The sequence below is a fragment of the Bacteroides clarus YIT 12056 genome (assembly GCF_900129655.1).
GTDB lineage: Bacteria > Bacteroidota > Bacteroidia > Bacteroidales > Bacteroidaceae > Bacteroides > Bacteroides clarus.
This window is the reverse complement of sequence record NZ_FQWK01000003.1, coordinates 284990-311796: the sequence shown is the minus strand read 5'-3', so window position 1 is coordinate 311796 and position 26807 is coordinate 284990. Positions and strand designations below refer to the sequence as shown.

Sequence of the window (26807 nt, the reverse complement as noted above, 5' to 3'; positions counted from 1 at the left end):
CTAATAAGCGTAATTGCGTTGTTGTAAATACTCTGTTGTTATCAAGCTGCTTAGATACTTGCGGTCTTTGATGTCTGCCCGTATCTTCATCGCTATAAGTTCCTTGCCTATGATAGACAGCACATCCTGACCAAATGCTGGCTCGTTGTCAAGAATATTAATATCAAGGAATAGCTGTCTGTCTATTTCATCTTTCATCTTGGCCAAGTTCTCGGCTATCTCGTATTCGTGTGCCGATATGATGGGACGTTCACGCTTTTGGTTCTGTTCCTCAATGCGCTTATGAATGCGGACAAAACGCTCATCCCCCTTATACTTGCGTTTGAGGATATTATTGCGGCGGTTGATTTCGCGTATCTTCTTCATCACCTCGTCCATATATTGAATGCTTGCCTTGGCATCCTCGGTGCTTTGTGGCACAAATCCTTTCTTGCGAAAATACTCACGGAACTCATCGGCGAGGATAACATACCTTTCTTCTTTAGTATCGAAGTTCGCCTCAAACTCTGCCTGTACCCGCTCGCTACGTTCCCGGATGTCATTGACAACAATCCGCAACTCTTCGGGTATTCCTTTCTTGAATTCAAATTCTAATTCCGAAAGAGCCACATTGATAATGCCGGAAACATCAGCCATGTGCTCTGTGCTTTCAAAAAGATTGATGCGCTCAATGCGGTGGGTGACCTCTGTGATAAGAGAGGATATTCTTCCCATAGGGAGTGAAGCAAGTTTTTCTTTGGTTTCTTCATCACCAAAAGAACGTACTTGATTGATGATAGCTTTGGCATCTGTGAGCGTGTTACGCAACTTATACAAGCTGTCCTTATTCTCAATCTCGTCTATTTGTTTGCGGAACTCCTCTACATCATCAATGGTGAAATTAAAAAGTACACTCTTTATTTCTTTTATCTTAGTTTCTACATCCTCTTTGCTGACCAATATATCGTTGGCAATATTTTCGGTATGTGTGTTATCCGACTCATCCGAAGTGCGGTTAAGTTCTCGCAGATAACGGTCATTGGTTGCATCAAAATTTTCTTTGATATCTACAAAGTCCACGACATAGCCATACTTGAAATCATGATAAGGGCGGTTTACCCTTGTAAGGGCTTGCAGCAAATCATGTCCATCGAGAGAGCGACCCAAATACAATTTTTTCAAACGTGGTGCGTCAAAGCCAGTAAGAAGCATTTTGTTGACAATGAGGACATCTATCTCTTGCAACTTCTTGAAACCTTCGATATACTCCTTGCGTTCCTGCTTGTCACCCTCGTCATGTAGTATGAGTGATGCAGTAAGTGGTTTGTAGTTCCCATATTGGAGCATCGGTTCTGCCGCCATATACATTTGTTGCTCTTGGTGTTGGCTAACCTTACTTGCAATGTTGAAGCGTTCCTGCCAAAGACGATATAGTTCTCTTGCTTGTGGGTTTGTTCGACATACTATCATTGCGCCCACTGTTTCATCATTTTGTTCTTTTCGGAAGCGGCGGAAGTCAGATATGATATAGTCCAACAGAGCATTCAAGTAGCTTTCATGTTCCATAATTTGATTACGGTCGATGTCGGACTTCTTAACTTCCACATTACCGGCCAGCTGATCGAGGATGTTTTCAATCTTCTCCTTATAGACAGTTTCGACAGGCTCACGCATCAGTTTGCAAGTGTAGCCATCGGCAATGGACTTGTCGTAATAATAAGTATGGATGTAGTCGCCGAACACTCGCCACGATTCGCGTTCCTCTTTTAGTAACGGCGTTCCTGTTAATGCTATTTTGACTGCGCTTTGGTCTGCTTCCAAAAGATTTGCCAAGAAACTGCCTTGTGGGTTATACCCTCGGTGCGCTTCATCAACGAAGAAGATACGCTGTAGATTGGTGCTGTAACTATCATCCACCGTCACTTTGGCCTTGTCTTCTTTGAACTTTTGGATATTAACCACCATAATTTCAGGCTTTCCCTCATCATTGCTTGTTACTTCTCTGCTTGCTATGTCATCCATTAACTCCTTACGACTTTTGGCATTGTGGACAACTAGACCACGGGCAGCAAATTCATCCGTTGCTTGCTCCATCAAGTCGATGCGGTCAACTATGAAATAGAACTTTGCTACCACATTCCGTTGTGCGAAATAGTCAGTTAGACTTTTCACACTGTAATAGGCGAGTGCGGTCTTTCCGCTGCCTTGCGTATGCCAAATGATGCCGCTTTTCACGCCTTTTGATAAAGCGTTGCGGATGGCATACGAAGCGAATAACTGCTGATAGCGCATCACATGCTTTTGCAATTGAGTACCCTGTGTGCCGTCATCCAATTCGATTTTGCGTTCCACGTATGCGAACCCATAACGTAGCAAGAATAAAAATCTCTCCTTGCTTAACATGGAAGTAATGATGCGATTTGTCGGCGTGGTTACAGCTTTATTGGTTTGGTATTCTTGCAAGTTTTTAATGACCACGCAGTTGCGGTGCTTCAATACTCTATTCTCTATTTCATCGGTTATAATTCGATAAGGATAATCTGATACATACCGTTTGTCCTCCTCACGGAACACGTTGAAAAATGCCTTCTCCTTAGCCGCGCAGCAATAAAATGCCCCTTGTATAGGCACGCGACTATCAGTGTCATACTCTTGGTTGTTGGAGAAAATCATCAGTTGGGTGATGTTAAAGAAGCGGCGGAAGCAAGACTTACTCATTCGTTTGTTGATGCGCTCCCTTTCCGCCAAAATACCTTCACGATTGTTCGGCTTCTTGACCTCAATGAATGCAAGTGGAAGACCATTTACAAAACATGTAATGTCTGGACGAAATTCATCTTCGGTGTCTTCATTCTCACAAGTGAATTCCGTAGTTACATGCCAATCGTTGTTTTCGGGATTTTCAAAATCAATAAGTTTCATGCCGCTATTTGCTGAAAGCAACTGGTAAAACTCACGTCCCAAATCATCGTTATTGGCAATATTCACGATTTTGGCATACAATAGTGATGCCTCTGAGCCTGACAATCCGGGGTTAAGGCGTTTTACTGCATTCAAGAAAACGTCAATCAAGATGTTTGTCTTTGTGTCATAGGCACAGATGTTATCCAAATAAGTATATCCCAACTTGCACAGATGGAGTGCTGCTGGAACTTGTACTCTGGTATTCTCATTAAATTTGTTATTGCCCATAATCGTACATCCTATTCAAAGTTGATAATTTCGCTCACACTAACCTCCAACAACTCCGATATGCGTTTTAGCGTTGCCAAGTCAGGCTGGGTTGTATTGGTGCACCACTTGGAAACCGTTGTTTGGTTCACACCCAACTGTTCTGCCAACCATTTGTTGGTTCTTTTCTTTTTAACCAATACGAGCTTTAATTGATTCAAATCTTCCATATTGCCAATATAATGCTTTTGATGCAAATATAGTGATTTTACACGATAAATATATCATGTAATCAAATATTTAATGTTATATAACTGATTTAGAGCCTAGCGAGTTATGAATTACGAACAATAGAAATGATATTCTCATCAATATTAATCTTATGTTTTCCCGTTGTTGTACGCAAGTTCTTTCTGACTGTATCAATAGTGGAATTGGCAAACCATTCATGAAATGTATGCATAACAAATTGCGCTGTAACATCCCGGCTGATGTTGTATTGAAAAGCAATGTTCCAAGCGAAGTTCTTTAGTGAAATTTGAGTAACAGTAGTGCGTCGTTTGATGTGGATGTTTACACTAAGAGCTTGCCGATTGGATACAAAGTATCTAACGCATTCGCAGATTTGGAAGATTTCTTCTTCGCTAAAGTCAAACTGCTTGAATATATTTCGGGTATATTGCAATACGGCTTGTAGCTTTTCATCTTCTTCTCTTTCTTTCTGTTGGAGATATTGCCACTCCTCATGCTGATACTCGTAATGAAACAACTCCATCCGTTTCATTTGAATGTTATCATTGCCAACCATAGATATAGCAGTTGTAAAAGCGCAATCATCTTTACTTTGTCGGTCAGATTGCATAGGTTTGTGGCGGACTAAAGAAGCAAGAGATATTATATGTGCCGACAGAGAGAGGTATAAATGGTAAATGAGTTTTAGAGCAACATAACAAGCTACCATGACAAAAGGGAGAATGCTTAACCGCACGCCCAAAGCATCACTTATAGGAAATGATATTGTGGATGCCAGAAGTACCGTTATTACTTCTATTACCCATGATTGGAATATATGTTGCCTTTGCTTCATAACTATTTTTATCTATGGTTGTCTTGCAAAGGTATAATGTATTTCCGTAAAAAACGAAAGGCAAAAATAAGCAGCAAAGAGGCAACAACTTCATTTTATGGCGTTTGTGCAAACAAGAGCATAACAAGAGAAAATACCGATGAGAAAATGAAAACATCTGCAAATAAGAAATGGATAGTTAAATAAATATAAATTTTCTTTCGGCAAGTTGAAGGCTCTTTTTATGCTTTCTATGCTTACCTATTCAATGCACACTCATTAAATAACCCATATTTGTACCATAGATTTATAAATTACTTATAATCAGTATATATTATATTTGAGGAAGTGAAGTAAGTTGCGATAAACAACGATAACTACAAATAGGAATATAGGGTGTAGCTCAATGAGTTATACCCTATTTTTATTCTCTACAAAGAAAGCCCCAAGTCTGCTAAAAGGACAGCTGTTTCCGGTTCATTCTTTTCTGCGTCTTTGGGTTTCCATGCCATTACAAATCGCACGGATGCGGATTTTACTTTATAACCTCTTTCTTCCCACTCAGACAATATGCCCTGCATTTTTGATGATAGCTTTGCCACAGGTCTATCGGTCAATGAGCTGTACAAAAAGAAATTACTGTAAGTCAATGAATCTCCCCCTCTCAATGCCAAGACCTCTTGTTTTCGTTCTTTGAAGAAGTCCAAATAAACATCTTTATGAGAGAGCTGTAATACGATTTCTTCAGGCATATCATATTGTTGTTGGTCGATAAAATATCGGTCTGTACTTAAATGATTGAAGTAATCGCCATTCGTATGTATAAACAGCCGGTTTTTCGCGCGGGTTATTCCTACATAATATCGACGCATCAGATGGGAGTCCTTTATATAACCGTCGGATACGAGCATATACACGTCGTCAAACTCTCTGCCTTTGGCTTTATGAATGGTCGATACCACGACATCGGCTCCTGATATGTCGCAAAAGTCTTCCACTGACGACTCAAATACAAATTCTTTGAAGTCACTGAAATATTTTGTCTTGTTGGTTTGTTCAAACTGCTCCACACACTGCTTTACATACATCAAACTTTGACTTCTGTCATAAGCGGAGAAGGTTGCACATTTGGCTTCCTCCCACAGTTCTTCTGTAATTAGCGGTGTGTTGATCCGTTTGTTTATATACCTCAGGAAAAATCTCATTTCGGCCATGTTCCAAAAGCGGAGGCCGTCCATTGATTGTATAAGTTTGCTGCTCACACCTTGCTTTCGTAAGAGCCCCATCAGGATAACAGCCTCTTCGTTTGTTTGGGTGAGTATACACGATGTGCCTTTGTCTTTGTGTCGGAGTAAGTTTTCGACAAGCGGCTGGTACATATACTTTGATTGATGGCGTGTCACTTCCACCCGGCCTTCCTCTTCTCTCATGGAGATGATGGGCGTACTTTTTATCCGTTTGTCAATGTTTTTTAGAAATTCGTTGGCAAAATTCACCGGGTGGTGCGCACTGCGGTAATTCTCGGTCATTTCGACAAATGTACTCCCGTTTTCTTGTGCCAGCCGATACATATAACTTGAATCGGAGCCGCGGAATTCATAGATGTTTTGGTCATCGTCTCCCACCGCTATCACACGCATTTCCTCGTTGTTAGCCATCAGAGCCTTTACAAGTGCGTGTTCTTCGGTTCCCATATCCTGAGCCTCGTCTATGACCAGCACTGTCTTGCCGATTTTATTTGGTTCTACTTCTCCTTGGTATATCATCTCGGCTGCTTTTGCAACGACATTTTTGGATTCTTCAAGATTTCCTATCCGTCCCAGAAGGTCGAAACAATAGGAATGGAATGTTTTTATTTCGACAAAATGGGCGGCGTTGCCTATCAACTCCATGAGCCTTTGTTTGAATTCCGTTGCGGCTGCTCTTGAAAACGTCAGCATCAGAAGCTGTTCGTGTTTTACATCTTCAAGTAGCAGAAGCGAGGCCAGTTTGTGGACCAATACCCGTGTTTTTCCACTACCGGGACCGGCTGCCACCACAATGCAACGTGAGTCCTTATCGGAAATAATTTCCATCTGCCGTTTGGATAATCGCCCAAACAATTGATTGTATTTCCGTGGCGTTAAGTTGCGTTGTATCTCGCTTACTCTGTCTCCTTTGAAGTATTTTGTGACAAACTTCTTGTAGTCCATTTGGAAATAGTCTTGAACATATTGCAAGGCCGCATGGTAATTTCTCACCATCAGATTGGCATATTCGCCTACAATATGCACTTGCTGGATTTTCAACTTGTAGAATTCGTTGAGCATCCGGTAGTCGTCTTGCTTATATCGCGATTTGTTGTCCTTTATTCTTTGGATATTCATGGCATTATAAAGTACCAAGAAACCACCTTCAAGTTTTAGCGCGCCAATTTTGGACAAGTACAGAAGCGCTTCTTCCACGTCTTCCAGCTGAATGTCGTCAAGTCCTCCGAATAGGGATTGAGAACTTGATTTTATCCGGTCTAAAAGTTCTACTACGGAGAACTGAATAGCTTTGCCCGGTACATTTTCCTTTTCTGCATCTGAAGCTGATTTGTATAGCCATTCCACGGTAAAACGGCTTATTTCCAATCGTTTCTCAAAGCGCCTGATGGTAGATTCCAAGTCTGCTTGGCGCCTTATTTCCATATTATGGGCCGCATCCTCTTTCTTACGTATATATCCCTTGACGGTAAGGAAATAGAGCAGCGTCCGGATGTCTTTTTCTTTGGATGTATTGATTCCGTCGTTCACGGCATTTTCATTCAGTTGCTTGCATGAGATTCGTAAAGACTCATCGGGAATATGTTTGAGGATGTATTGTTCGAGTTTTGCAAAGCGTTCGAGAAGCATTTGCGACTTTCGTTCCGAATCACCTGCATCCTGCAAATAGGCGGATATATCTTTGCTGTCTGCCAATATGCCTTCCTGCCGCATGCGTTCCACTACAGATATAACCTCTCTTTTACTTAGTCCCAATATATCTGCCAGATAGTCGATTCGTGATTCCGCTTCCGCATCCTGTGCCTTGGCGATGTACTTTTGAGATATCAACGACTTGATGATGCGGACTGCTTTTTCTATTTCGTCACTGCCAAAAAGTAGTGAGGCTGATATGCGTTGTCTTGCTTCGTCCATATCCTTCACTGTGATTCCCGTGGCATATACATGAGGTACATTGTTTCCTCTTACCAGATATCCGCTTTGTTCCAAAGCCGCTAATGCTGTTCGTACGCGGGTTTCGATGTCGGATACCGAATCATCCCATCCCGCTTGCCGGGCGATTTCCAATGCGGAACAGTTGACTTTCATGCGTTGTCTGGTAAGGTTTTTGACGGCTTTCCATACCTGTTGTATTTCACTGATGCTTAGTTTTGTTTGGTTTAACAATATAAAATGCTTGTCCAAATCATTGTCGCTATAAAGCACATAACAACGTGCGCTGAGGCCTGGGTCACGCCCTGCTCTACCTGCTTCCTGAACATAATTCTCCAGTGAATCGGAAATGTCATAATGTACCACAAGACCGACATCTTTTTTATCGACTCCCATGCCGAATGCGGATGTAGCCACAATGATGTGTACCTGATCGTTCATGAAGGCGTCTTGGTTGGCTATTTTTTCATCAGCTTCCATTTTGCCATTGAAAGGGAGTGCCTTATAACCGTCGCGAGTCAATTTGGCCGCCAGCTCTTTGGTTCGTTTGGTGCGTGATACATAAACAATTGTCGGGCAATCGGATTCAGCTACGAGTTCTCTTAACTTTAAGTATTTATCATTGTCGCTTTCTAAATGTATGACGGAATAATGTAGATTTGTTCTTGAAGCCGTTGATGCGAATAACTCCAAGTCCAAATTTAAGGTTTGTTTGAAATAGTCGCAGATGTCTTGTATTACTTTCTGCTTTGCTGTGGCCGTAAAACAGGATACGGGTATCGGACTCTTGCATTGTTTCTTTTGCTGGTATTGCCGGATGAATTTGCCGATGTAAAGGTAGTCAACTCTGAAATCCTGCCCCCATGAAGAGAAACAATGCGCTTCGTCTATCACAAACCTTACGACGTGCCGGGCTATCAATATTTTCTCAATCGTTTTTGAACGAAGCATTTCGGGGGATATATACAGCAGTGAGGCTTCTCCGTCTTGCACTCTTTGTATGGACAGTGACCTTGTGATGGGGTCTAACATTCCATTTATGGTTACGGCGTCCGTGATACCTCTGTCGGCAAGATTGTCTACCTGGTCTTTCATTAAAGATTGCAGAGGGGAGATAACAACCGTGAGCCCGTGCATGGCGTGTCCTGCCATGAGTGCCGGCAATTGGAAGGTAAGTGATTTGCCGCCACCGGTAGGAAATATCGCCAGTAACGATTTACCCTTCACCGCTGCCTGGGCTGCTTGTTCTTGCAGCGGCTCGCCTTCGTATGTTCGGAAACGTTCATATCCGAAAAAGACTTTTAGATTATGGAGCACATCCAATTGCGTATGGCAGTAGTCGCAACCTTCCCGGCAATTGGTGTGGCGTAGGAGTTTTACAATAAATTCCACTTCCGGATAATTGTAAAGTACCCATCCGGGGGTGATGGAACGGTAATCCGTGGTGTCAATCAGAGCCAATGCGTATGCCAATCCGCATGGGTATTGTTTGATGAGCATGTCAAGGTCGGCATGTTGGCAAATCTTTCCTGTATAAAGTTCTTTGATGAGTTCGGATATTCCTTCATGGGTATACTCCGCACTTACCATGCTGAGAAATCCGGTAAATTCTTTCTTGTCTTTCAGTAGCGATGCGAATAATATACGCTTTTCCTTTGGCAATGAATTCCAGCGTGCTATTTCATCCAGTAATAAATCTTTTGCTTTCTTACAATCATTCACCGGATTGTTCATCTGTTCGCTAATCAACTTGTCATCTTTCACAAGCTTATGGTAAGGGTGTTCCGGGAATAACAAAGGCGAAATATAAAGTGTATCGACTAAAATCCAGCGGCATGTCTTATCCGTGAACAGATATTTGGCGTCATGGTGAATGATATTGTGGCCACAGATATAGTCTATGTCGTTTAAGAAAATAAATAGCTCCTCTTTTGACGTTTTGTGGAATGTCGTGTCATCATGTTTGAGTGCTCCTATATCATGGATTTTATGATCTTTCAAGCCTACTTCAACATCTACTATGGCATAATTTTGGATACTACATGGTACAGAGGTAGTTTTATTGCCGATGATATTATTCCTATCCTCGGTTTTCTTGCTTCCTATGAGCTTGCTCCATATTGACATATGTTCAATATAATAAATAGTTCTATAACTTGAATTGGTTATGTATCTGCATCGAACTTTTTTTCATTTATCTTTTCTTCAATACACTGTTCACCACCCTGATGGAAGACACGAGCTTGTTAGTGGAAGTGAATACATCTACATTCCACACATGGGATGAGCGTCCTTTATGTACGATGGTTGCCACAGCCCGCACGGTATCTCCTTCATGTGCGGAAGATATATGGTTTCCGCTGACTTGCATACCTACGACTATCTCATCGGGTTGACAAGTTATCATGGAGCCGAGCCCGGCGACGGTTTCGGCAAGTGCGAGGGTTGCGCCGCCGTGCAGAATACCAAAAGGCTGGCGGGTACGGTGGTCTACGGGCATGGTTGCTTCTATGCGATCTTCCGAGGCGTAAGTGTATTGGATACCTAAATTGCCCATTAATGCATGATGTGCCCGTGCGTTTAACAGGTCAAGAGGAATTTCAGCGGCATGAACTTCGGCTAAAATCATTTTTTCGACGGCTTGGGCAACGCCGTCTTCTTCATTGGAAGCCGTTACGTAGTCGGCGCAAACTTTTACGGAATCTTGTGAATGCCCCATGGCTATGCCTAAACCGGCAATCTGGAGCATATTGACATCGCATACGCCGTCTCCGATGGCGATTACTTCTTCACGAGTTATGTCCAGATGCGACAATAAAGCGCCTAAGGTATTGGCTTTATCGATTCCGCAAGGTACGACTTCCAAAAAATAAGGTTCCGAACGAAAGACATCCAAAGTTCCGTCCAGACGTTTTTTCCAATGTTCTTCCAGTCCGGCCAGTGCTTCTTCATCATCGCTGACCAACATGCATTTGCATGGTGCGAAGTCTACAGCCGTGGAGAATTCTTCCTCCTTAATAACTTTCAGATTATTCAATTCGGCTTCGGCGCGGATATGTTCATTGTCGGGACTGTCTGTCAGGATAGTGTCATCATGATAAGTGAATATGGCGAAGCCATTCTTGCGCGCCTTCTTTTCCAGATAAGGCAGCATTTCCGGGTTGATTCGCCTCTCGAACAGGATTTCTCCGTTTTGAGCATTGATAATCTGACAACCGTTATAGGAAACAATAAAGCCCCCATAATGCCCCAGCTCAAGAGTTTTGGCCAGTGGCATGAGGCCATAAGTCGGTCTGCCGGAAGCCAATGCGATACGTACTCCCATTTGCTGCGCTTTGAGTAAAGATGCAAGAGTGCGTTTGCTGATTTCTTTTGCGTCGTTGAGAAGCGTTCCGTCCACGTCAAGAACTAATAATTTATATTTCATGGCGACTCGATTTTGGTTATGCTAACAAAGTTAATAAAATGACGGTTAAAATGAACGGATTTAATTTATTTTGACGAAACTTATTGTAACAGTTTCTGCAGGCGGAATTCCTTAGGAGAGATACCGGTATTCTTCTTAAAAAAGCGACTCAGATAAGACTGATCGGCAAAGTGCAACTGTTCCGCGATTTCGGTAACGGATAGTTGCGGCTCATTTAAAAGAACTTTGGCTTCTGCTATCAGTTGCTCGTCTATCAGTTGCTTGGGAGTTTTTCCATTCATGTATTGAGTAGTGATTTCGTATAGATAGCGAGAAGTAATGCACAGTTGTTCTGTATAAAACGGAACCTGATGTTCGCAGGTGCTGTGCTCACGTATCAGTTGCATGAATTGGTGGCAAAGCATCTGTTTTCTGCTGTATTGCTTGTTGGCGGCCAGCTTCTCCGGAATAGTGTTGAACAGCCACATTAATAAGCTTTGCAGGAAATTAAATTCTTGTTGCTTTCTGAACTGGAGCGTATTGTCTTTGAAAAGCATTTGCGCTATATCCATCCATAATACTATTTCCCGCCATGTTTTCTGGCTTCTCTCATCTGCCGTGTGATGATAGTGCGGATGTTCATGGGTATAGTTGAAATAGGGTGTGTCAATTGGCAATATGGCTTTTAAGAAAATATCTTTGGGGAATAGGAGCATGCGTACGTTAAAATCTGCTGAGGCTTGTATTACCTGGATAAGGCTTCCTGTAAGAAAAATCAGTTCGGTCTGTTCATTAAAGGTATATTGTTGTACTCCTGTGGAGATGATACTTTGCCCCTGTGTACAGATTAAGTATATACCGCATTTAAAACGGTATGGACGCTGTTTCAGATACGATAAATCGGTTTCCTCATATCTGATGCTGGAAGTATCGGGTGATAACGATTCGTACATGTGAATATAGTTCTTTTTTACGCAACAAATGTAGCTATATTCTATGATAATATCGTATATTGTTCCTAAAATGAAACGTTTTGTACAAGATAAGCCATAGCTTATCTTGTAAATATGGGGTAATTTTGCCGCCGATTTATAAAAGAGGAATAGGTAATGACAGGTAAACAAAATTCAAAAGGTTTTATATTGGTATTTCTGGGAATGTTGAGCGCTTTTGGCCCGTTTGTCATGGATATGTACCTGCCTACTTTACCGGCAATGTCGGATTTCTTCCAAACCACATCTTCAAGAGTGCAGTTGGGGCTTACTACAAGTATGGTAGGCTTAGCGACAGGCCAGCTGATTTTTGGTCCGTTAAGTGATAAGTATGGCCGTCGTTCTCCTTTATTGATAGCTATGGCCTTGTTCTTGATTTCTACCGTCGGCTGTATTTTTTCTCAAAATATATCACAATTCGTCGCGTTACGTTTTGTACAGGGAATTGCCGGAGCCGGAGGAGTTGTGATATCCCGGTCTATTGCCGCCGATAAATATTCTGCTCACGAACTTGCGGGGATGCTTGCCACTATCGGCGCTATTAATGGGATCGCTACGGTGGTTGCTCCGATAGGTGGCGGGGTACTGGCTGATTTTGGCGGCTGGCATGGTATCTTCTGGTTCTTATTTATAGTAGGCGTTCTTTTGATTATCGGAAGTATGCGTTTTAGAGAGTCTTTACCGGGCGGACAGAGGCAGAATATAAGGTGGGGAGATATGTATCGCCGTTTTGGTATTGTCTTGCATAACCGTCAGTACGTACGTTACATATTGCAGTATGGCTTTACGATGGGAGTTTTGTTTACCAATATAGCTTCCGCTCCTTTCATCATGCAGCAATATTATGGTCTTTCACCGATGTTGTTCAGTTTCTGTTTCGGAGTTAATGCCGTTGCCATGGTGATATCTTCCGCTTTGGCTGTTCGTTTCTCCACAATGGAACGGGCTTTACATGTAGGTAATCATGGCATGTTATTTATTTCTATATTACTTTCTGTGGCATTTTTCCTGGATTGTAATTTTTGGATTTACGAGATACTGATTTTCTGCCTGCTTGCGATGGTAGGGATGACTTTTACGGCTTCCAACACTTTGGCGATGGATTGTGAACGTAAAAACGCCGGAGTGGCTTCCGCTCTTTTGGGCGCGATAGGATTTGCTTTTGGCGGGATTGTATCGCCTTTGGTAGGTATGGGAGATATCAGAATGTCTACCGGCTTTTTATTCTTTATGGGGTCGTTATGTTCTTGCGTATGTGCTTGTTTTTCTTTCCACCGGTTGCCTTTCCGCAAGAAGGCTCTGAATTTCGCTCCTTATAGAATAATAAATGTTTTTTTGCAGAAACTGTTATAAGGGGCTGAGTAATATTTATATTATATTCTTATCTTTGCCCGCGTTTTGTTCCGGTTCCCTATTCGGGAAACGGATGAAAAGGGAATCGGGTGTAAATCCCGAACAGTCCCGCTGCTGTGAGTTTCGCGTTGAATGTATCATTCTTTAGCCACTGTTTTAATTAAAATGGGAAGGCGATACATTAGAAATAAGTCAGAAGACCTGCAAAACAAAGTCAAAAAATTGTCCGTTCGAGGAAAGCGGACAGTGTATGTCGTTTAAAGATAATCTTTACTCTTTTATGATGTGGAGAATGAAGGTGCGGTTTGCCTGTATCGGTTTCTTTTGTATGGGCGGTGCTCTGCTTTCGGCACAAGAGGTGGCGAAAAAGGATACGATTACAGGAAAAGTGCACCAAATTGAAAAGGTGACTGTTACGGCACGGCGAATGCCTAATAAAGTAACTTCGGCTGTACCTATACAAACATTGTCGCAACAAGATATAAGCCGTCTCGGCATACAGAATATGGCAGATGCCGTACGTCGTTTTGCAGGTGCCAATGTAAAAGATTATGGTGGTATCGGCGGGTTGAAGACTGTTTCTGTGCGCAATATAGGGGCGGTGCATACGGCTGTCAGTTATGATGGGGTTGTTGTGAGTAATTCTCAGGCAGGGCAAATTGATATAGGGCGTTTTTCGCTTGATAATGTCTCAACCCTTTCTTTAGCAATAGGACAAACAGAAAATATGTTGCAATCAGCCCGTTTATATGCATCGGCAGGTGTATTGAGCATTGAGACTGAGAAACCGCATTTTGATGAAGGGCGCAGTGCTGCTTTCCAAGCTAGGATAAGTAGTGGATCGTTTGGGTATGTTACCTCCGCGTTGCGTTGGTGGCAAAAAATAGGTAACCGTACGCGTCTGGCTTTGAATGCTAATTATATGCGTGCCGATGGAAATTATCCTTTTACTTTGGTCAATGGAAAGTATGTGACAGAAGAAAAGCGTAATAATTCAGATATTTATTCTTGGCAAGGAGAAGCAACGCTATATCATACTTTTAAAGATGGTGGTGAGGTGGACGTAAAAGGATATTATTTCAATTCCCGTCGTGGGCTTCCGGGGGCGGTAACTCTTTATAACCCGATTTCCGACGAAACGCTTTGGGATGAGAATGCCTTTGTACAGGCGCGTTATAAAAAACACTTCTCTTCGAAATGGAGTTTGCAGGCACAGGCAAAGTATAACTATGGCTGGAATAGGTATGAGGATGAAGGGAAGGAATATGCGGACGGATATTATCAGGCTGTACATAGGCAGGATGAATATTATTTATCTGCAACGGCTCTATACCGTCCATTTAAGACTTTATCCTTGTCTTTGGCACAAGATGGGGTTGTAAATACATTACGTAGTAATCTGAAAGACTGCCCGTTTCCTACCCGGTATGCATCATTGACAGCTTTCAATATCCGTTACCAATACGGAAGAATTACCGCTTCCGGTTCATTGGTACATACTTTTATCACTGAAAAAGTGGAGGTTGGGAATGCTCCTGAGAATTTCCGTCGTTTGGCTCCTTCGGCTTCCGTGAGTATACAGCCTTGGATGGAAAAAACTTTTTTTCTGCGTTTTATGTACAAAAGCACTTTTCGTACACCTACTTTTAACGACTTGTATTATTATAGATTGGGCAATCGAAGTTTACGTCCGGAGAAGGCGAATGAATATAATGTAGGGATTACGTGGAGCAGTTCATCTCTGTCTTTTTTAGACTATATTTCTGTGACATTTGATGCCTATTACAATGATGTGACTGATAAAATTGTAGCTTTTCCCACTACTTATGCGTGGCGTATGGCAAACTATGGGACTGTCCGTGCTACAGGAGTAGACGCTACTTTGGCGATATCAGCGCCGTTAGCTAAAAATATAGATTTGATTATATCCGGCGGATATACTTTGCAGAAAGCAATTGACCTTACAGATTCGGATGCCAAAAATTATAAGGAACAGTTGCCTTATACTCCGAAGCATAGCGGCAATGTATCTGCGAGGTTTGAAATGCCTTGGTTTAGCATAGGTTACTCCGTCGTAGGTGTAAGTAAACGTTATTGCTTGTCACAAAATATTCCTGAAAATGAGATAGCTGGTTATATGGAACATACGGCCAGTATCTCTAAAGAGTGTGCTTTTAAGAAGTGTAAATTACAGCTTCAAGCAGAAATCATCAATCTGACTGATGAACAGTATGATGTGATAAAATATTATCCTATGCCGGGGCGTTCGTGGAGAGTGACAGGGACGTTTAAATTTTAAAATTAATTTAATTAATAAAGTGTTATGAAAGTAAGAAGTTTATTATTGAGTGTACTGTGTATGTTGGCACTGAGTGTTTCATTTTCATCTTGCAGTGATGATGATGGGCAAAGTTGGGACGATAGCGGTTCAAAGATTGAATTACCTTATGTCCGTGCTTATTTCTTGAATGAAGGAACTATGGGACAGAATAATGCCGGTATAGCATTTTATGCTCCGAATAAAGACAATGATGTTATCGGTGATATTTATAAAGCACAGAACAAGGCTTCATTGGGAGATACCGGTCAGGATATGATAGAGTATGAAGATTACATCTATGTTTCTGTTTATGGTTCTAATTATTTGGCCAAACTGAATGCAGCATGTGTGGAGCAGGCTCGTGTTTCTTTTGTAGGTGATGCAGATTTGTCTGCCGGTATTCGTTATATTGCAGCTCATGACGGCTATATTTATGCGTCTTTCTATGGCGGTGTGGTTGCCAAAATCAATGCCAATACATTGAAAGTAGAAAAGAAGCTAACAGGATATGGTGATAATTTGGAAGGGGTTGCCATCTGTAATGATATGCTTTATGTAGCCAATGCTTATAAGATTGAAGGTGGAAACTATATTTATCATACGGAAGTTTTAGTTTTTGACTTGAATGCATTCTCTTTTAAAGAGACTTTGACGGTAGCCTCAAACCCTAATAATTTGACGGAAGATAATGACAAGGTATTTCTTATTTCTTGGGATTATAGCGCTGAAAGCCGGGTATTGCAGATGATAGATTCAAAAAATAATAATAAGGTGACTAATTTGGGATATGCCACTCACGTGGCCGTTGAAAACGATAAATTGTATTGTGTGGACTCTAGAGTGGATTACAGCAATTGGCCGGAAACTGCGGCAGTCAATACGTTTTATACTTATGATGTAAAGCTTAGCACTAAAAGCTCCGGTTCTTTCTTGAAAAATGCTCCAGAAGAGCTTTCTACAGCAGTTATCTACATGATAGCGGTCAACGATAGTAATGGTGATATTTATATCGGTACTACAGGACATAGTAATGTAAACGGTGATATTTACCGTTTCAGAAATGACGGTACATATATGGAAAAATTTGATTGTGGTGGTCAAAACCCAAATTCTGCTGTATTCTTTAATTAACAGAGACAATGAGGAGACTTGTATTATCAGTCTTGTTTTTAGTAGCTTTGCTTTTCTCTTCTTGCGGTGGGAGAAGTAAAGCTTCTTTGGCTTTAACGGCCGGTGACACCATCCCCCTGCGCTATGCCGACAATCTCACATTGATAACCTATTCCGATTGCACCGTCGCTACTTTGCGCAACCCTTGGGACACCCTGAAAACATTGCATACGTACATACTGGTTCCGTCATCCCAATCATTGCCGGCTCATTTACCCGAAGGTACGATTGTCCGTACCCCTCTCCGCAAATCGGTAATTTATTCTTCGGTTCATTGCAGCCTTATGGAGAGTTTGGGAGTTACGGGCAGTATCGGTGGTGTTTGTGACTTGAAGTATATCAAACTCCCGTCTATACAGGACGGATGCAGTAAGGGAGCTATTATTGACTGCGGCGACGGAATGAACCCTGATATGGAAAAGATTATTGAGTTACATCCCGATGCCATCCTGCTCTCTCCATTTGAGAATAGTGGCGGTTACGGACGCATTGAAAAACTGAATATTCCCATTATCGAATGTGCCGATTATATGGAAACTTCCGCTTTAGGCCGCGCCGAATGGATGCGTTTCTATGGATTGCTTTTTGGAGTTGCTTCCGAGGCTGACAGCCTTTTTGCCGAAGTGGATAGCTGTTATGGCCGGCTTAAAAAGCGTGCTGCGCTTTCGTCAGTGTCATTATCAATTGTTAGCGAACTGAAAAGCGGTTCTGCATGGTACGTTCCGGGTGGTCGCAGTACAATCGGACGCTTGTTTAATGACGCCTGCGGACGTTATGTCTTCTCGGAAGATAAACATAGCGGTTCCATTCCTTTGGCTTTTGAAACAGTTTTTGATAAAGCCGGAGATGCCGATGTCTGGACCATCAAATACAATCGCGACCGGGATATGACTTATGCTGATTTGAAAGCCGATTATATGGGTTATACAGGTTTCAAGGCATTCAAGACGAGGAATATTTACGGATGTAATACGGCGAAAGTACCTTTCTATGAAGAAACGCCTTTCCGTCCGGATTATTTATTGGCGGATTTGATACAGATTCTACACCCTGAAATAGGAGATTTAGGCGGTTTGCGTTATTTTTGCAAATTGAATGAGTAAAGGATGGAAATATGGTGTCGGATTAGGAATAGTAATAGTATTACTGTTTGTGGCTAATCTGTTGATAGGGTCGGTTACGATTCCTGTATCCGATGTATTCCGTATTCTGATGGGAAACGAAGGGGAAAAAGCAAGCTGGAGTTTTATCGTATGGGAGTCCCGCTTACCCCAAGCTTTGACGGCATTGCTTTGCGGAAGCGCATTGGCTGTTTGCGGGTTGATGTTGCAGACAGCCTTTAAAAATCCGTTGGCAGGCCCGTCTATTTTGGGCATTAATTCCGGAGCGAGTTTGGGAGTGGCCTTTGTGATGTTATTCTTTGGCGGGAGCATATCGGCCGGAACGTTCAGCCTGTCCGGTTTCTTTTCCGTATTGGCAGGGGCGTTTGTAGGAGCCATGTTGATAATGGGGCTTATCCTTTTCTTTTCTACGCTGTTAAAAAGCAATGTCATGTTGCTGATAACGGGTATTATGATAGGCTATATCGCTTCTTCCGCTATCGCTTTGTTGAATTTCTTTGCTACGGCGGAGGGGGTACAATCTTATATGATATGGGGATTGGGTAACTTCGGTGGCGTCTCTTTGCAACAAATGCCCGCTTTCGCATTGGTAACGGTAACCGGATTATTCGGTTCCTTACTACTGATAAAACCTCTGAACGCATTATTGCTGGGAGAGCGCTATGCTGAGAATCTGGGCGTAAATATAGGGCATGTACGTAACTGGCTTTTGGTTATAACCGGCTTGCTGACCGCCATAACCACTGCATTTTGCGGACCGGTTGCATTTATCGGTCTTGCCGTGCCTCATATAGCCCGTATGATATTGCGGACTGCCAATCATAATTCTTTATTGCCCGTTACTATTTTGAGTGGCGGGGCGGTGGCTTTACTTTGCAATTTGATTTGTGTTCTGCCCGGTGAGGCGGGGATTATCCCTTTGAATGCGGTTACGCCGATTATCGGGGCGCCGGTAATCATCTATGTTATCATTAGTCAGAGAACCCCGCAGCATTTCAATTGATTTTCTTCAACTATATAGGACTTTTTCTTTTAGAGCGCTCATAAATAGCGGCTCTCCATTGCATTTATGTTATTTCAATCGTTTGCGTGGATAACTTGCAGATTTCAAAGGATTAGATGCTTTCGTATTATTTTTTATAGTACTTTTGCACCCGGTATTAGTTTTAATTTAAACAAAGGTTGCGATTATGAAATTACCTGAAGATCCGATGATGCTGTATAGCTTCATCAACATGAAATTGCGTGATTTTTATCCTTCACTGGATGCACTCTGTGAGGATATGAACGTAGAAAGAGATGAAATTATCCGGACGCTGAAAACGGTGGGATTTGAGTATAACCCTGCACGAAACAGATTCTGGTAATTCCGAACTTATAAACAGATGGATTAGGGCTGCGTCTTTATCAAGATGCAGCCCTGATTTTTTTGTTAATAAACAACAAATGTACCGCTCCTCATTTAACTTCGGCCTTTTTTCCCTTTCTAACCTGTAAAACCCGGATGAACTGATGATAAACGAAAACAAGATTCGGCAAATATATAAATCCAACCGTGAGCAAGGATTCCAACTGTTGGTGGAATGCTTTCAAGAACCGATATATTATTATATACGGCGTTTGGTGGTGTTGCATGAAGATGCGGAGGATGTATTGCAGGAAGTCTTTATTCAGGTATACAGGCATTGGGAGCAATTTCGTCAAGAGAGTTCATTGAGCACATGGATTTACAGGATTGCGACGAATGAAAGTCTTCGCTTGTTGAACAGCCGTAAGAAACGGGAAACGGTTTCGACCGAGGATGTTCAGGAAAACCTGATTTCTCAATTAAAGGCTTCCGATTATGTGGATTATGAAAATGAGTTGGCTGTCAAATTTCAGGAAGCAATATTGAGATTGCCGGAAAAGCAGCGATTAATATTCAACCTTCGCTACTATGATGAGCTTGATTATGAAGAAATAGCTCATATCCTCGATAGTAAGGCAGACACGCTTAAAGTGAATTATCATTATGCGAAGGAGAAGATTAAAGAGTACATACTAAATAATTAGGACTATGAAAAAAGAGTTTGATTTTGATGATATAGGAAAAAAAACACCCTATCGCGTTCCCGAAGGCTTCTTTGAGGAGATGCAGCGTAATGTGCGGAAATGTACTTATGGCAGCAGGTTTCCGGGACACCGTTTATGGATAACTGTTTCTACGGGTGTCGCCATAGCTGCGGTATCAGTTGGCTTTCTGTTTATACCGTCCCATTTTTGGAAAGGCGAAAGAGGAACTTCCGATTTGCAGATATTGGATACCAAAAATTGTACGGCGGTAGTTCCTGCAGATAAATGGATTCGTGAAATGTCGGACGAGGAGCTGGAAGAGCTCGTCAGCTTCTCCGAAAGCGATATATTTTTAAATTAATAGTATTGTCTTAAAAAAGAAAGAATTATGAAAGCAAAATTTATTTACGTATTTTTGACATGCCTTATGATAGGCAGTCAACTCAGTCTCTCTGCTCAAACCTCGGTGAACAAGGATAAGAAGAAACGTCATACACCGGAACAGGTCATGGAGCATCAGACTAATCAAATGGTAAAAATGTTGATGTTGGATGACGCCACTACCGCCAAGTTCATTCCGGTTTATCAGAATTATTTAAAAGAGTTACGCGAATGCAGAATGATGAACCGTGCAAAACAAAGAGCGGAAGGAACGGGTGTGAAGCCGGAACCCAAACCGTTGCTGACAGATGCCGAGGTGGAACAGCAGATAAAAGGACGTTTTGCCCAAAGCCGTAGGATTCTGGATGTACGTGAGAAGTATTATAATGAATTTAGAAAGATACTTTCTCCCAAACAGATTATGAAGATTTATCAAACGGAACAGAATAATGCCGATAAGCTGAAAAAAGAATTTGACCGCAGAAAAAAACAAACTGTTGCGCAAGGAAAGCAGAAAAGTCCGGTACGTCCTGTTCAGAAGTCTTAGAGCCTGTTTAAAGAAGCTTATCGGTTTATATAAAAGTGTGTCATAATATAAAAAGTATCGTTCTGCTTCTTGGACATAGCCAAAAATCTCCTCTCTGTGCATGCAAAGGGGAGGTTTTTTTGTATTTCCGGAAAGGCTGAGAGGTGAAATAAATATAATAGGATATCGGTTCAGAACTTCGCAGGGGAGAATTTGTTGTAGGGAAATGCAGATAACAAAACATATCCCATGCGGTTGTTTCAGAAAATAAAGAATTGGAAAACAGTTCGCGGCTGGCATATCTGGAAGTTGAAGCTGGTGGATGCGCGGCTCTATTTTGTCAGCATGATTGTAGGCTTGCTGACAGGCCTCATTGCGGTTCCTTATCATTATCTGCTCTATTATTTGCTGCATATCCGTAGCGACTTCTTTGCATCCCGTCCGGCCTGGTACTGGCATATCCCATTGTTCTTATCGTTTTGGGGAATTCTGATTCTTGTATCCCGTATGGTCGGCAGAATGCCTCTTATCGGTGGTGGCGGCATTCCGCAGACACGTGGGGCAATTAACGGCCGGATCACTTATAAGCATCCGTTCATAGAGCTGGTGTCCAAATTCACCGGCGGAATCCTTTCCGTTTCTGCCGGATTGTCATTGGGGCGCGAAGGGCCGTCCGTACAGATAGGTTCTTATATAGGCAGTCTCGTTTCACGGTGGACGCATATTCTGCAGGGAGAACGCAAGCAGTTATTGGCGGCGGGAGCAGGAGCGGGGCTTGCGGCCGCCTTTGCCGCACCGCTGGCCTCTTCATTGATTGTGATTGAGTCTATCGAACGTTTCGACGCACCCAAGACGGCTATTACTACGCTGTTGGCCGGTGTGGTGGCAGGGGCTATTGCCAGTTTGGTTTTCCCCGTGAACCCTTATCATCTGATTGAGGTGTCGGAACCGGTTTTGACCTTTTTCGTCCAGATGAAATATTTTCTCATACTGGCTGTCATTATTTCCATTACCGGTAAAATATACTCTGCGCTTATGATTTCGTTCAAACGGGTATATTCTACGGTCAAGTCTCCGGTATATATCAAGATGTTTTATTTGGTGCTGGTTGCTTACATTATCTCATTGATGCAAGTAAACCTGACGGGCGGCGGCGAACAATTCTTGCTGGAACAGGCGCAGAACGGCAGTACGGAAATAATGTGGGTACTTGCCGTCATGCTGCTGCATTTCGGTTTCTCGGTATGCTCCGTTTCTTCCGGTCTTCCGGGCGGAAGCTTTATTCCTACTTTGGTGACAGGCGGGTTGTTGGGGCAGCTTGTAGGGTTGATTGCTGTGAGGCACGGCATTATCGAGCCTCAAAATATCACTTACGTCATGCTGATATCCATGTCTGCATTCCTGGTGGCTATTGAGCGTACTCCGCTTACGGCTATTGTGCTGATAACAGAGATTACCGGGCATTTTGAGGTTTTCTACCCTTCGGTGGTAGTAGGCGGGCTGACCTATTATTTTACGGAACTGCTCCAGATGAAGTCCTTCAATGTCACTTTGTATGAAGATATGATTAACTCTTCCGATTTCCGGGAAGAAAAACGATATACTCTGGCAGTAGAGGTCATGACGGGTTCCTATTTTGACGGGAAATCCGTAAGCGAGCTTTCCTTGCCCGAACACTGCGTTATCATCAATGTGCATAGGGACGGAAAAAACCTGGTCCCTGCGGAAACAAGTTTGATTCCGGGAGACCAGGTGCAGATTGAAATGGATTCGCAGGACATAGAGAAACTCTATGAACCGCTCGTCAGTATGGCGAATATCTATTAGGCCAGATTGCCTATTTCATCCAGATTCTTCTGAATGTCGTTGTCGGTCAATTCATAATTTTGCAAGTCACCGGCCAGGTATTTGTCGTACGACGCCATATCGATGAGGCCATGACCGGACAGGTTGAACAGGATAACTTTTTCTTCACCCGTTTCCTTGCATTTATTCGCTTCGCGGATGGTGGCTGCAATGGCGTGGCAAGATTCCGGCGCGGGAATGATACCCTCCACTTGTGCGAACAGGCAGCCCGCCTCGAACGATTCGAGTTGCTTGATGTCCATTGCTTCCATATATCCGTCTTTCAACAGTTGTGATACGATGACACCCGCGCCGTGATAACGCAGACCGCCGGCGTGAATGTTGGCGGGAGCGAAGTTATGTCCCAGTGTAAACATCGGCAGCAACGGAGTATACCCGGCTTCATCGCCGAAGTCATATTGGAATTTACCGCGTGTCAGCTTCGGACAGGAGGCCGGTTCGGCGGCGACGAAACGTGTTTTCTTTCCTTCAAGGATGGTATGGCGCATGAATGGGAATGCGATACCGCCGAAATTGGAACCGCCGCCAAAGCACGCGATAACCGTGTCGGGATATTCACCGGCCATTTCCATCTGTTTCTCGGCTTCCAGTCCGATTACAGTCTGATGCAGGGTGACGTGGCTCAATACGGAGCCGAGTGTATATTTACAGTTGGGAGTGGTGCGTGCCAGTTCGATAGCCTCGGAAATAGCCGTACCCAATGAACCCTGATGATTGGGATGGGCGGTCAGAATATCTTTCCCGGCACGGGTAGACATGGACGGTGAAGGAGTAACCTGCGCACCGAATGTTTGCATGATGCTGCGACGGTAAGGCTTTTGTTCATAGCTGATTTTTACTTGATAGACAGCAGCTTCCAGACCGAAGAGGCGGGCGGCATAGGCCAGTGAGGCTCCCCATTGCCCGGCTCCGGTTTCGGTAGTGACATTCGTCACGCCCTCTTGCTTGCAGTAGTAAGCCTGCGGTATGGCGGAGTTCAGTTTGTGAGAACCCATAGGGCTGACACTTTCGTTCTTGAAGTAGATATGTGCCGGTGTGCCGAGCGCTTTTTCCAGTCCGTAGGCGCGTACCAGCGGAGTGCTTCGGTAGTATTTATACATTTCGCGCACCTGTTCGGGAATTTCAATCCACGCATCTGCCTGATTGAGCTCCTGGCGGCAAAGTTCTTTTGCGAAAATGGGATACAAATCTTCCGCTTTTAACGGTTGCTTGGTAGCGGGATTAAGCGGCGGCATGGGTTTGGTTACCATATCGGCTTGTATATTATACCAGTAACGTGGAATTTCGTCTTCCGGAAGAATGAATCTTTTTGTCTTGTTGCTCATAGTGGTTATAAATTAAAAGTGATTCAGTGTCCAAATGTAGCTATTATTTTTAAACCAATTTCTTTTTTCCATTGTTTTTTGTTTATGAAGGTAGATTTGTCTAAGTTTGCCACGTTTCATCAATCGGTATATTTATGAAGATTTATCATAAGTTTCTTTTGTATCAAAATAAGTGGATTCATCCTTATGTACGTGTGGCGTTGGGGGTGATGACGACCCTGACCTACCTGGCATCCATCCTGTTGATTGTCGGTTTGGTGTATGAACATGGATTTACAATTTCGGTTGCGGAAGCTCACCAGTTGCAACGTCTGTATCATGGAGTGTGGATTGTCTTTCTGAGCGATATATCCTTGCGTATCGCATTGGAATATAAAGATACGAGGCAGACCTTTAGCAAGCTGACGTGGATATTGACTTTCCTGCTTTATCTGACGCTGGTTCCGGTTGTGTTTCATCGTCCGGAGGTGGAAGGGGCCATACAGGCTGTCTGGGATTTTCTGAACGGCAGGATATATCATCTCGCGTTGCTGCTGATGCTTTCTTTCCTGAATCTGTCTTATGGCTTGGTACGTTTGCTGGGACGACGGACAAACCCTTCGCTTATTCTGGCAGTCAGTTTTCTCATTATCATACTCATCGGGACGGGATTGCTGATGCTTCCCCGTTCTACGGTGGCGGGTATCTCGTGGGTGGATTCGCTGTTTATTTCCACCAGTGCGGTGTGTGTGACGGGGCTTACCTCGGTGGATGTGGCATCCACCTTTACGACGACGGGCTTTGTAATCATCATCCTGCTGATTCAGATTGGCGGTTTGGGAGTAATGACGCTGACGAGCTTCTTTGCAATGTTCTTTATGGGGAATACTTCGCTGTACAATCAGTTGGTGGTGCGTGATATGGTCAGTTCCAATTCATTGAATTCATTGTTGTCCACACTGGTCTATATCCTCGGCTTTACATTGGCGATAGAGGGGGCGGGCATGCTCGCTATTTGGAGCGATATTCACGGCACGATGGGGATGGATATACACGAGGAATTGGCTTTCTCGGCTTTCCACTCCATATCGGCGTTCTGTAACGCCGGTTTTTCCACATTACCGGGCAATTTGGGCAATCCGCTGCTGATGTCAGGCCATAATCCGTTCTATATATACATCTCTTTATTGATTATTCTTGGCGGTATCGGTTTTCCGATATTGGTGAATTTCAAGGATATCATCCTTTACCATATACGCCGTTTCTGGAGATTTCTGCGTACGTGGGAGTGGGACGGCCGCCGTTTTTACCACCTCTACAATCTGAATACGCGTATCGTGCTGATTGTTACCTTCCTGTTGCTGGTGGTCGGTACGGCCGGTATCGCTCTTTTTGAGTGGAATGCGTCTTTTGCGGGTATGTCGGTTGCCGATAAGTGGACGCAGGCGTTCTTCAATGCGTCTTGTCCCCGTACGGCCGGCTTCTCCAGCGTGGATTTAGCCGGTTTGAGCGTGCAGACCTTATTGATTTACCTTATTCTTATGTGGATTGGAGGCGGTTCGCAGTCTACTGCAGGCGGTATCAAGGTGAATGCTTTTGCTGTCGTGGTATTGAATCTTGTGGCTGTATTGCGCGGCACGGAGCGGGTAGAGGTGTTTGGACGCGAATTGTCTTACGACTCCATCCGCCGTTCTAATGCTACGGTGGTGATGTCGTTCGGAGTATTGTTTGTATTTATATTTATTATCAGCATATTGGAGCCGAACCTGTCTTTGCTCACGGTTACCTTTGAATGTGTTTCGGCCATCAGTACGGTCGGTTCCAGTTTAAACGCCACGCCTCTGCTGGGCAGTGACAGTAAACTGTTGGTTGCGCTTTTGATGTTTGTCGGGCGTGTAGGGCTGATAACGTTGATGCTTGGTATCATCAAGCAGAAAAAAAATACGAAGTATCAGTATCCGAGTGGACAGATTATTATTAATTAATGACTTATATGAAGTATATTATTATCGGTTTGGGAAATTACGGCCATGTGCTTGCCGAGGAACTTTCTGCTTTGGGGCATGAAGTGATAGGTGCGGATATCAGTGCCGGTCGTGTGGATAGCTTAAAGGACAAGATAGCAACCGCATTTGTGATTGATGCGACTGACGAACAGGCTTTGTCCGTACTTCCGCTGAACAGTGTCGATGTCGTGATTGTGGCCATCGGTGAGAATTTTGGTGCGTCTATCCGCGTGGTGGCGTTGTTGAAGCAGAAAAAGGTGAAACGCATTTATGCCAGGGCTATCGACGGGGTTCATCGTTCGGTGCTTGAAGCTTTCGGGTTGGAACGTATTCTTACTCCCGAAGAAGATGCGGCTCGCGGTCTGGTTCATCTGTTGGAATTTGGCGCGGATATTGAAACTTTCCGTGTAGATTCCAACTATTATGTAATGAAGTTCACAGTGCCCGAAAGATTCATCGGCTATGGTGTCAATGAATTGAAGCTCGATAATGAATTCGGCTTGAAGCTGCTTGCGCTGAAACGTGCCGAAACGCTGAAAAACTGTCTGGGCATCTCTTTCATAGAGCATGATGTTGTAAACGAGTTGCCGGATAACGACCAGATACAGGCAGGAGACCAGTTGGTGTGTTATGGACGGTATCAGGACTTCCGGAAGTTCTGGAAGGCGCTGTGATAATCGGATGCATTTTCTTTGTGATTTTATTGCTTTTCCTATGGAAGAGTAGTACCTTTACTTCCTAATAGCAAATCGTTCCACCACGGAGTAAATTTCGTTCCGCCATGGAGAAAGTTGTGTTCCACCATGATGGAACGAAATTTACTCCGTGGTGGAACGATTTAGTATTGGGATGGTTTTCTCTCTTTGTCACCGTGAGAAAGGATGCCGGGTATGACTATGGTGAAGCTTAATATCA

The 26807-nt window shown here is 43.3% G+C and carries 20 protein-coding genes and 1 riboswitch; of the genes, 13 read left to right on the top strand and 7 right to left on the bottom strand.

What is annotated here, in order from left to right; translation table 11 throughout:
• The 6 genes from BUB52_RS05975 to BUB52_RS05950 form a co-directional block, all read right to left on the bottom strand.
• A complete protein-coding gene (locus BUB52_RS05975) occupies positions 1–3171 on the bottom strand; it encodes a type I restriction endonuclease subunit R (protein ID WP_008644515.1) in 3171 nt (1056 codons plus the stop codon).
• 11 nt (positions 3172–3182) lie between these two features.
• Positions 3183–3380, bottom strand: coding sequence for a helix-turn-helix transcriptional regulator (locus tag BUB52_RS05970; protein WP_005646340.1), 198 nt, complete (start codon positions 3378–3380; stop codon positions 3183–3185).
• Between the two features lie 104 nt (positions 3381–3484).
• Positions 3485–4237: a hypothetical protein gene (locus BUB52_RS05965; RefSeq protein ID WP_009121508.1), complete on the bottom strand. Its 753-nt coding sequence runs from the start codon at positions 4235–4237 to the stop codon at positions 3485–3487.
• A gap of 410 nt (positions 4238–4647) precedes the next feature.
• Positions 4648–9522: a RecQ family ATP-dependent DNA helicase gene (locus BUB52_RS05960; protein WP_009121510.1), complete on the bottom strand. Its 4875-nt coding sequence runs from the start codon at positions 9520–9522 to the stop codon at positions 4648–4650.
• Between the two features lie 67 nt (positions 9523–9589).
• On the bottom strand, positions 9590–10822 hold the full coding sequence (locus BUB52_RS05955; protein ID WP_009121511.1) for a Cof-type HAD-IIB family hydrolase: 1233 nt from the start codon (positions 10820–10822) through the stop codon (positions 9590–9592).
• A gap of 80 nt (positions 10823–10902) precedes the next feature.
• The gene (locus BUB52_RS05950) at positions 10903–11754 is read right to left on the bottom strand and encodes a helix-turn-helix domain-containing protein (RefSeq protein ID WP_009121512.1); all 852 of its coding nucleotides are present in this window, start codon (positions 11752–11754) and stop codon (positions 10903–10905) included.
• A 156-nt stretch (positions 11755–11910) separates the two neighbouring features.
• Here BUB52_RS05950 and BUB52_RS05945 point away from each other — a divergent pair, with 156 nt between their 5' ends.
• The 10 genes from BUB52_RS05945 (at position 11911) to BUB52_RS05900 (ending at position 22543) form a co-directional block, all read left to right on the top strand.
• A complete protein-coding gene (locus tag BUB52_RS05945) occupies positions 11911–13146 on the top strand; it encodes a multidrug effflux MFS transporter (protein WP_009121513.1) in 1236 nt (411 codons plus the stop codon).
• 28 nt (positions 13147–13174) lie between these two features.
• Positions 13175–13369: riboswitch (cobalamin riboswitch) on the top strand.
• Positions 13370–13426: 57 nt separating this feature from the next.
• The gene (locus BUB52_RS05940) at positions 13427–15445 is read left to right on the top strand and encodes a TonB-dependent receptor (protein ID WP_039950582.1); all 2019 of its coding nucleotides are present in this window, start codon (positions 13427–13429) and stop codon (positions 15443–15445) included.
• 24 nt (positions 15446–15469) lie between these two features.
• Complete coding sequence (locus BUB52_RS05935) at positions 15470–16597, top strand: YncE family protein (protein ID WP_039950512.1); 1128 nt, start codon at positions 15470–15472, stop codon at positions 16595–16597.
• 8 nt (positions 16598–16605) lie between these two features.
• The gene (locus tag BUB52_RS05930) at positions 16606–17739 is read left to right on the top strand and encodes an ABC transporter substrate-binding protein (RefSeq protein ID WP_039950514.1); all 1134 of its coding nucleotides are present in this window, start codon (positions 16606–16608) and stop codon (positions 17737–17739) included.
• On the top strand, positions 17732–18760 hold the full coding sequence (locus tag BUB52_RS05925) for an iron ABC transporter permease (protein ID WP_009121518.1): 1029 nt from the start codon (positions 17732–17734) through the stop codon (positions 18758–18760). The genes BUB52_RS05930 and BUB52_RS05925 overlap by 8 nt, the downstream gene beginning before the upstream one ends.
• Before the next feature lie 187 nt (positions 18761–18947).
• Entirely contained in the window at positions 18948–19124 is a 177-nt protein-coding gene (locus BUB52_RS05920; RefSeq protein WP_009121519.1) for a DUF4250 domain-containing protein, read from the top strand.
• Positions 19125–19269: 145 nt separating this feature from the next.
• The gene (locus BUB52_RS05915) at positions 19270–19809 is read left to right on the top strand and encodes an RNA polymerase sigma factor (RefSeq protein ID WP_009121520.1); all 540 of its coding nucleotides are present in this window, start codon (positions 19270–19272) and stop codon (positions 19807–19809) included.
• A 4-nt stretch (positions 19810–19813) separates the two neighbouring features.
• The gene (locus BUB52_RS05910; RefSeq protein WP_009121521.1) at positions 19814–20170 is read left to right on the top strand and encodes a hypothetical protein; all 357 of its coding nucleotides are present in this window, start codon (positions 19814–19816) and stop codon (positions 20168–20170) included.
• A gap of 27 nt (positions 20171–20197) precedes the next feature.
• Positions 20198–20737 (top strand): hypothetical protein, encoded by a 540-nt coding sequence (locus tag BUB52_RS05905; protein ID WP_009121522.1) that lies wholly within the window; start codon positions 20198–20200, stop codon positions 20735–20737.
• A gap of 228 nt (positions 20738–20965) precedes the next feature.
• Positions 20966–22543: a chloride channel protein gene (locus tag BUB52_RS05900; RefSeq protein ID WP_009121523.1), complete on the top strand. Its 1578-nt coding sequence runs from the start codon at positions 20966–20968 to the stop codon at positions 22541–22543.
• Here the strand turns inward: BUB52_RS05900 and BUB52_RS05895 are convergent.
• Positions 22540–23907, bottom strand: coding sequence for a TrpB-like pyridoxal phosphate-dependent enzyme (locus BUB52_RS05895; protein ID WP_009121524.1), 1368 nt, complete (start codon positions 23905–23907; stop codon positions 22540–22542). The genes BUB52_RS05900 and BUB52_RS05895 overlap by 4 nt on opposite strands.
• A gap of 134 nt (positions 23908–24041) precedes the next feature.
• Here BUB52_RS05895 and BUB52_RS05890 point away from each other — a divergent pair, with 134 nt between their 5' ends.
• The 3 genes from BUB52_RS05890 to BUB52_RS15940 all read left to right on the top strand — a co-directional run bounded on the left by BUB52_RS05890 (position 24042) and on the right by BUB52_RS15940 (position 26802).
• Positions 24042–25871 (top strand): TrkH family potassium uptake protein, encoded by a 1830-nt coding sequence (locus tag BUB52_RS05890; RefSeq protein ID WP_009121525.1) that lies wholly within the window; start codon positions 24042–24044, stop codon positions 25869–25871.
• An 8-nt stretch (positions 25872–25879) separates the two neighbouring features.
• On the top strand, positions 25880–26566 hold the full coding sequence (locus tag BUB52_RS05885; RefSeq protein ID WP_039950585.1) for a potassium channel family protein: 687 nt from the start codon (positions 25880–25882) through the stop codon (positions 26564–26566).
• A 107-nt stretch (positions 26567–26673) separates the two neighbouring features.
• Positions 26674–26802: a hypothetical protein gene (locus BUB52_RS15940; RefSeq protein ID WP_009121527.1), complete on the top strand. Its 129-nt coding sequence runs from the start codon at positions 26674–26676 to the stop codon at positions 26800–26802.
• The last annotated feature ends 5 nt before the right edge of the window (positions 26803–26807 follow it).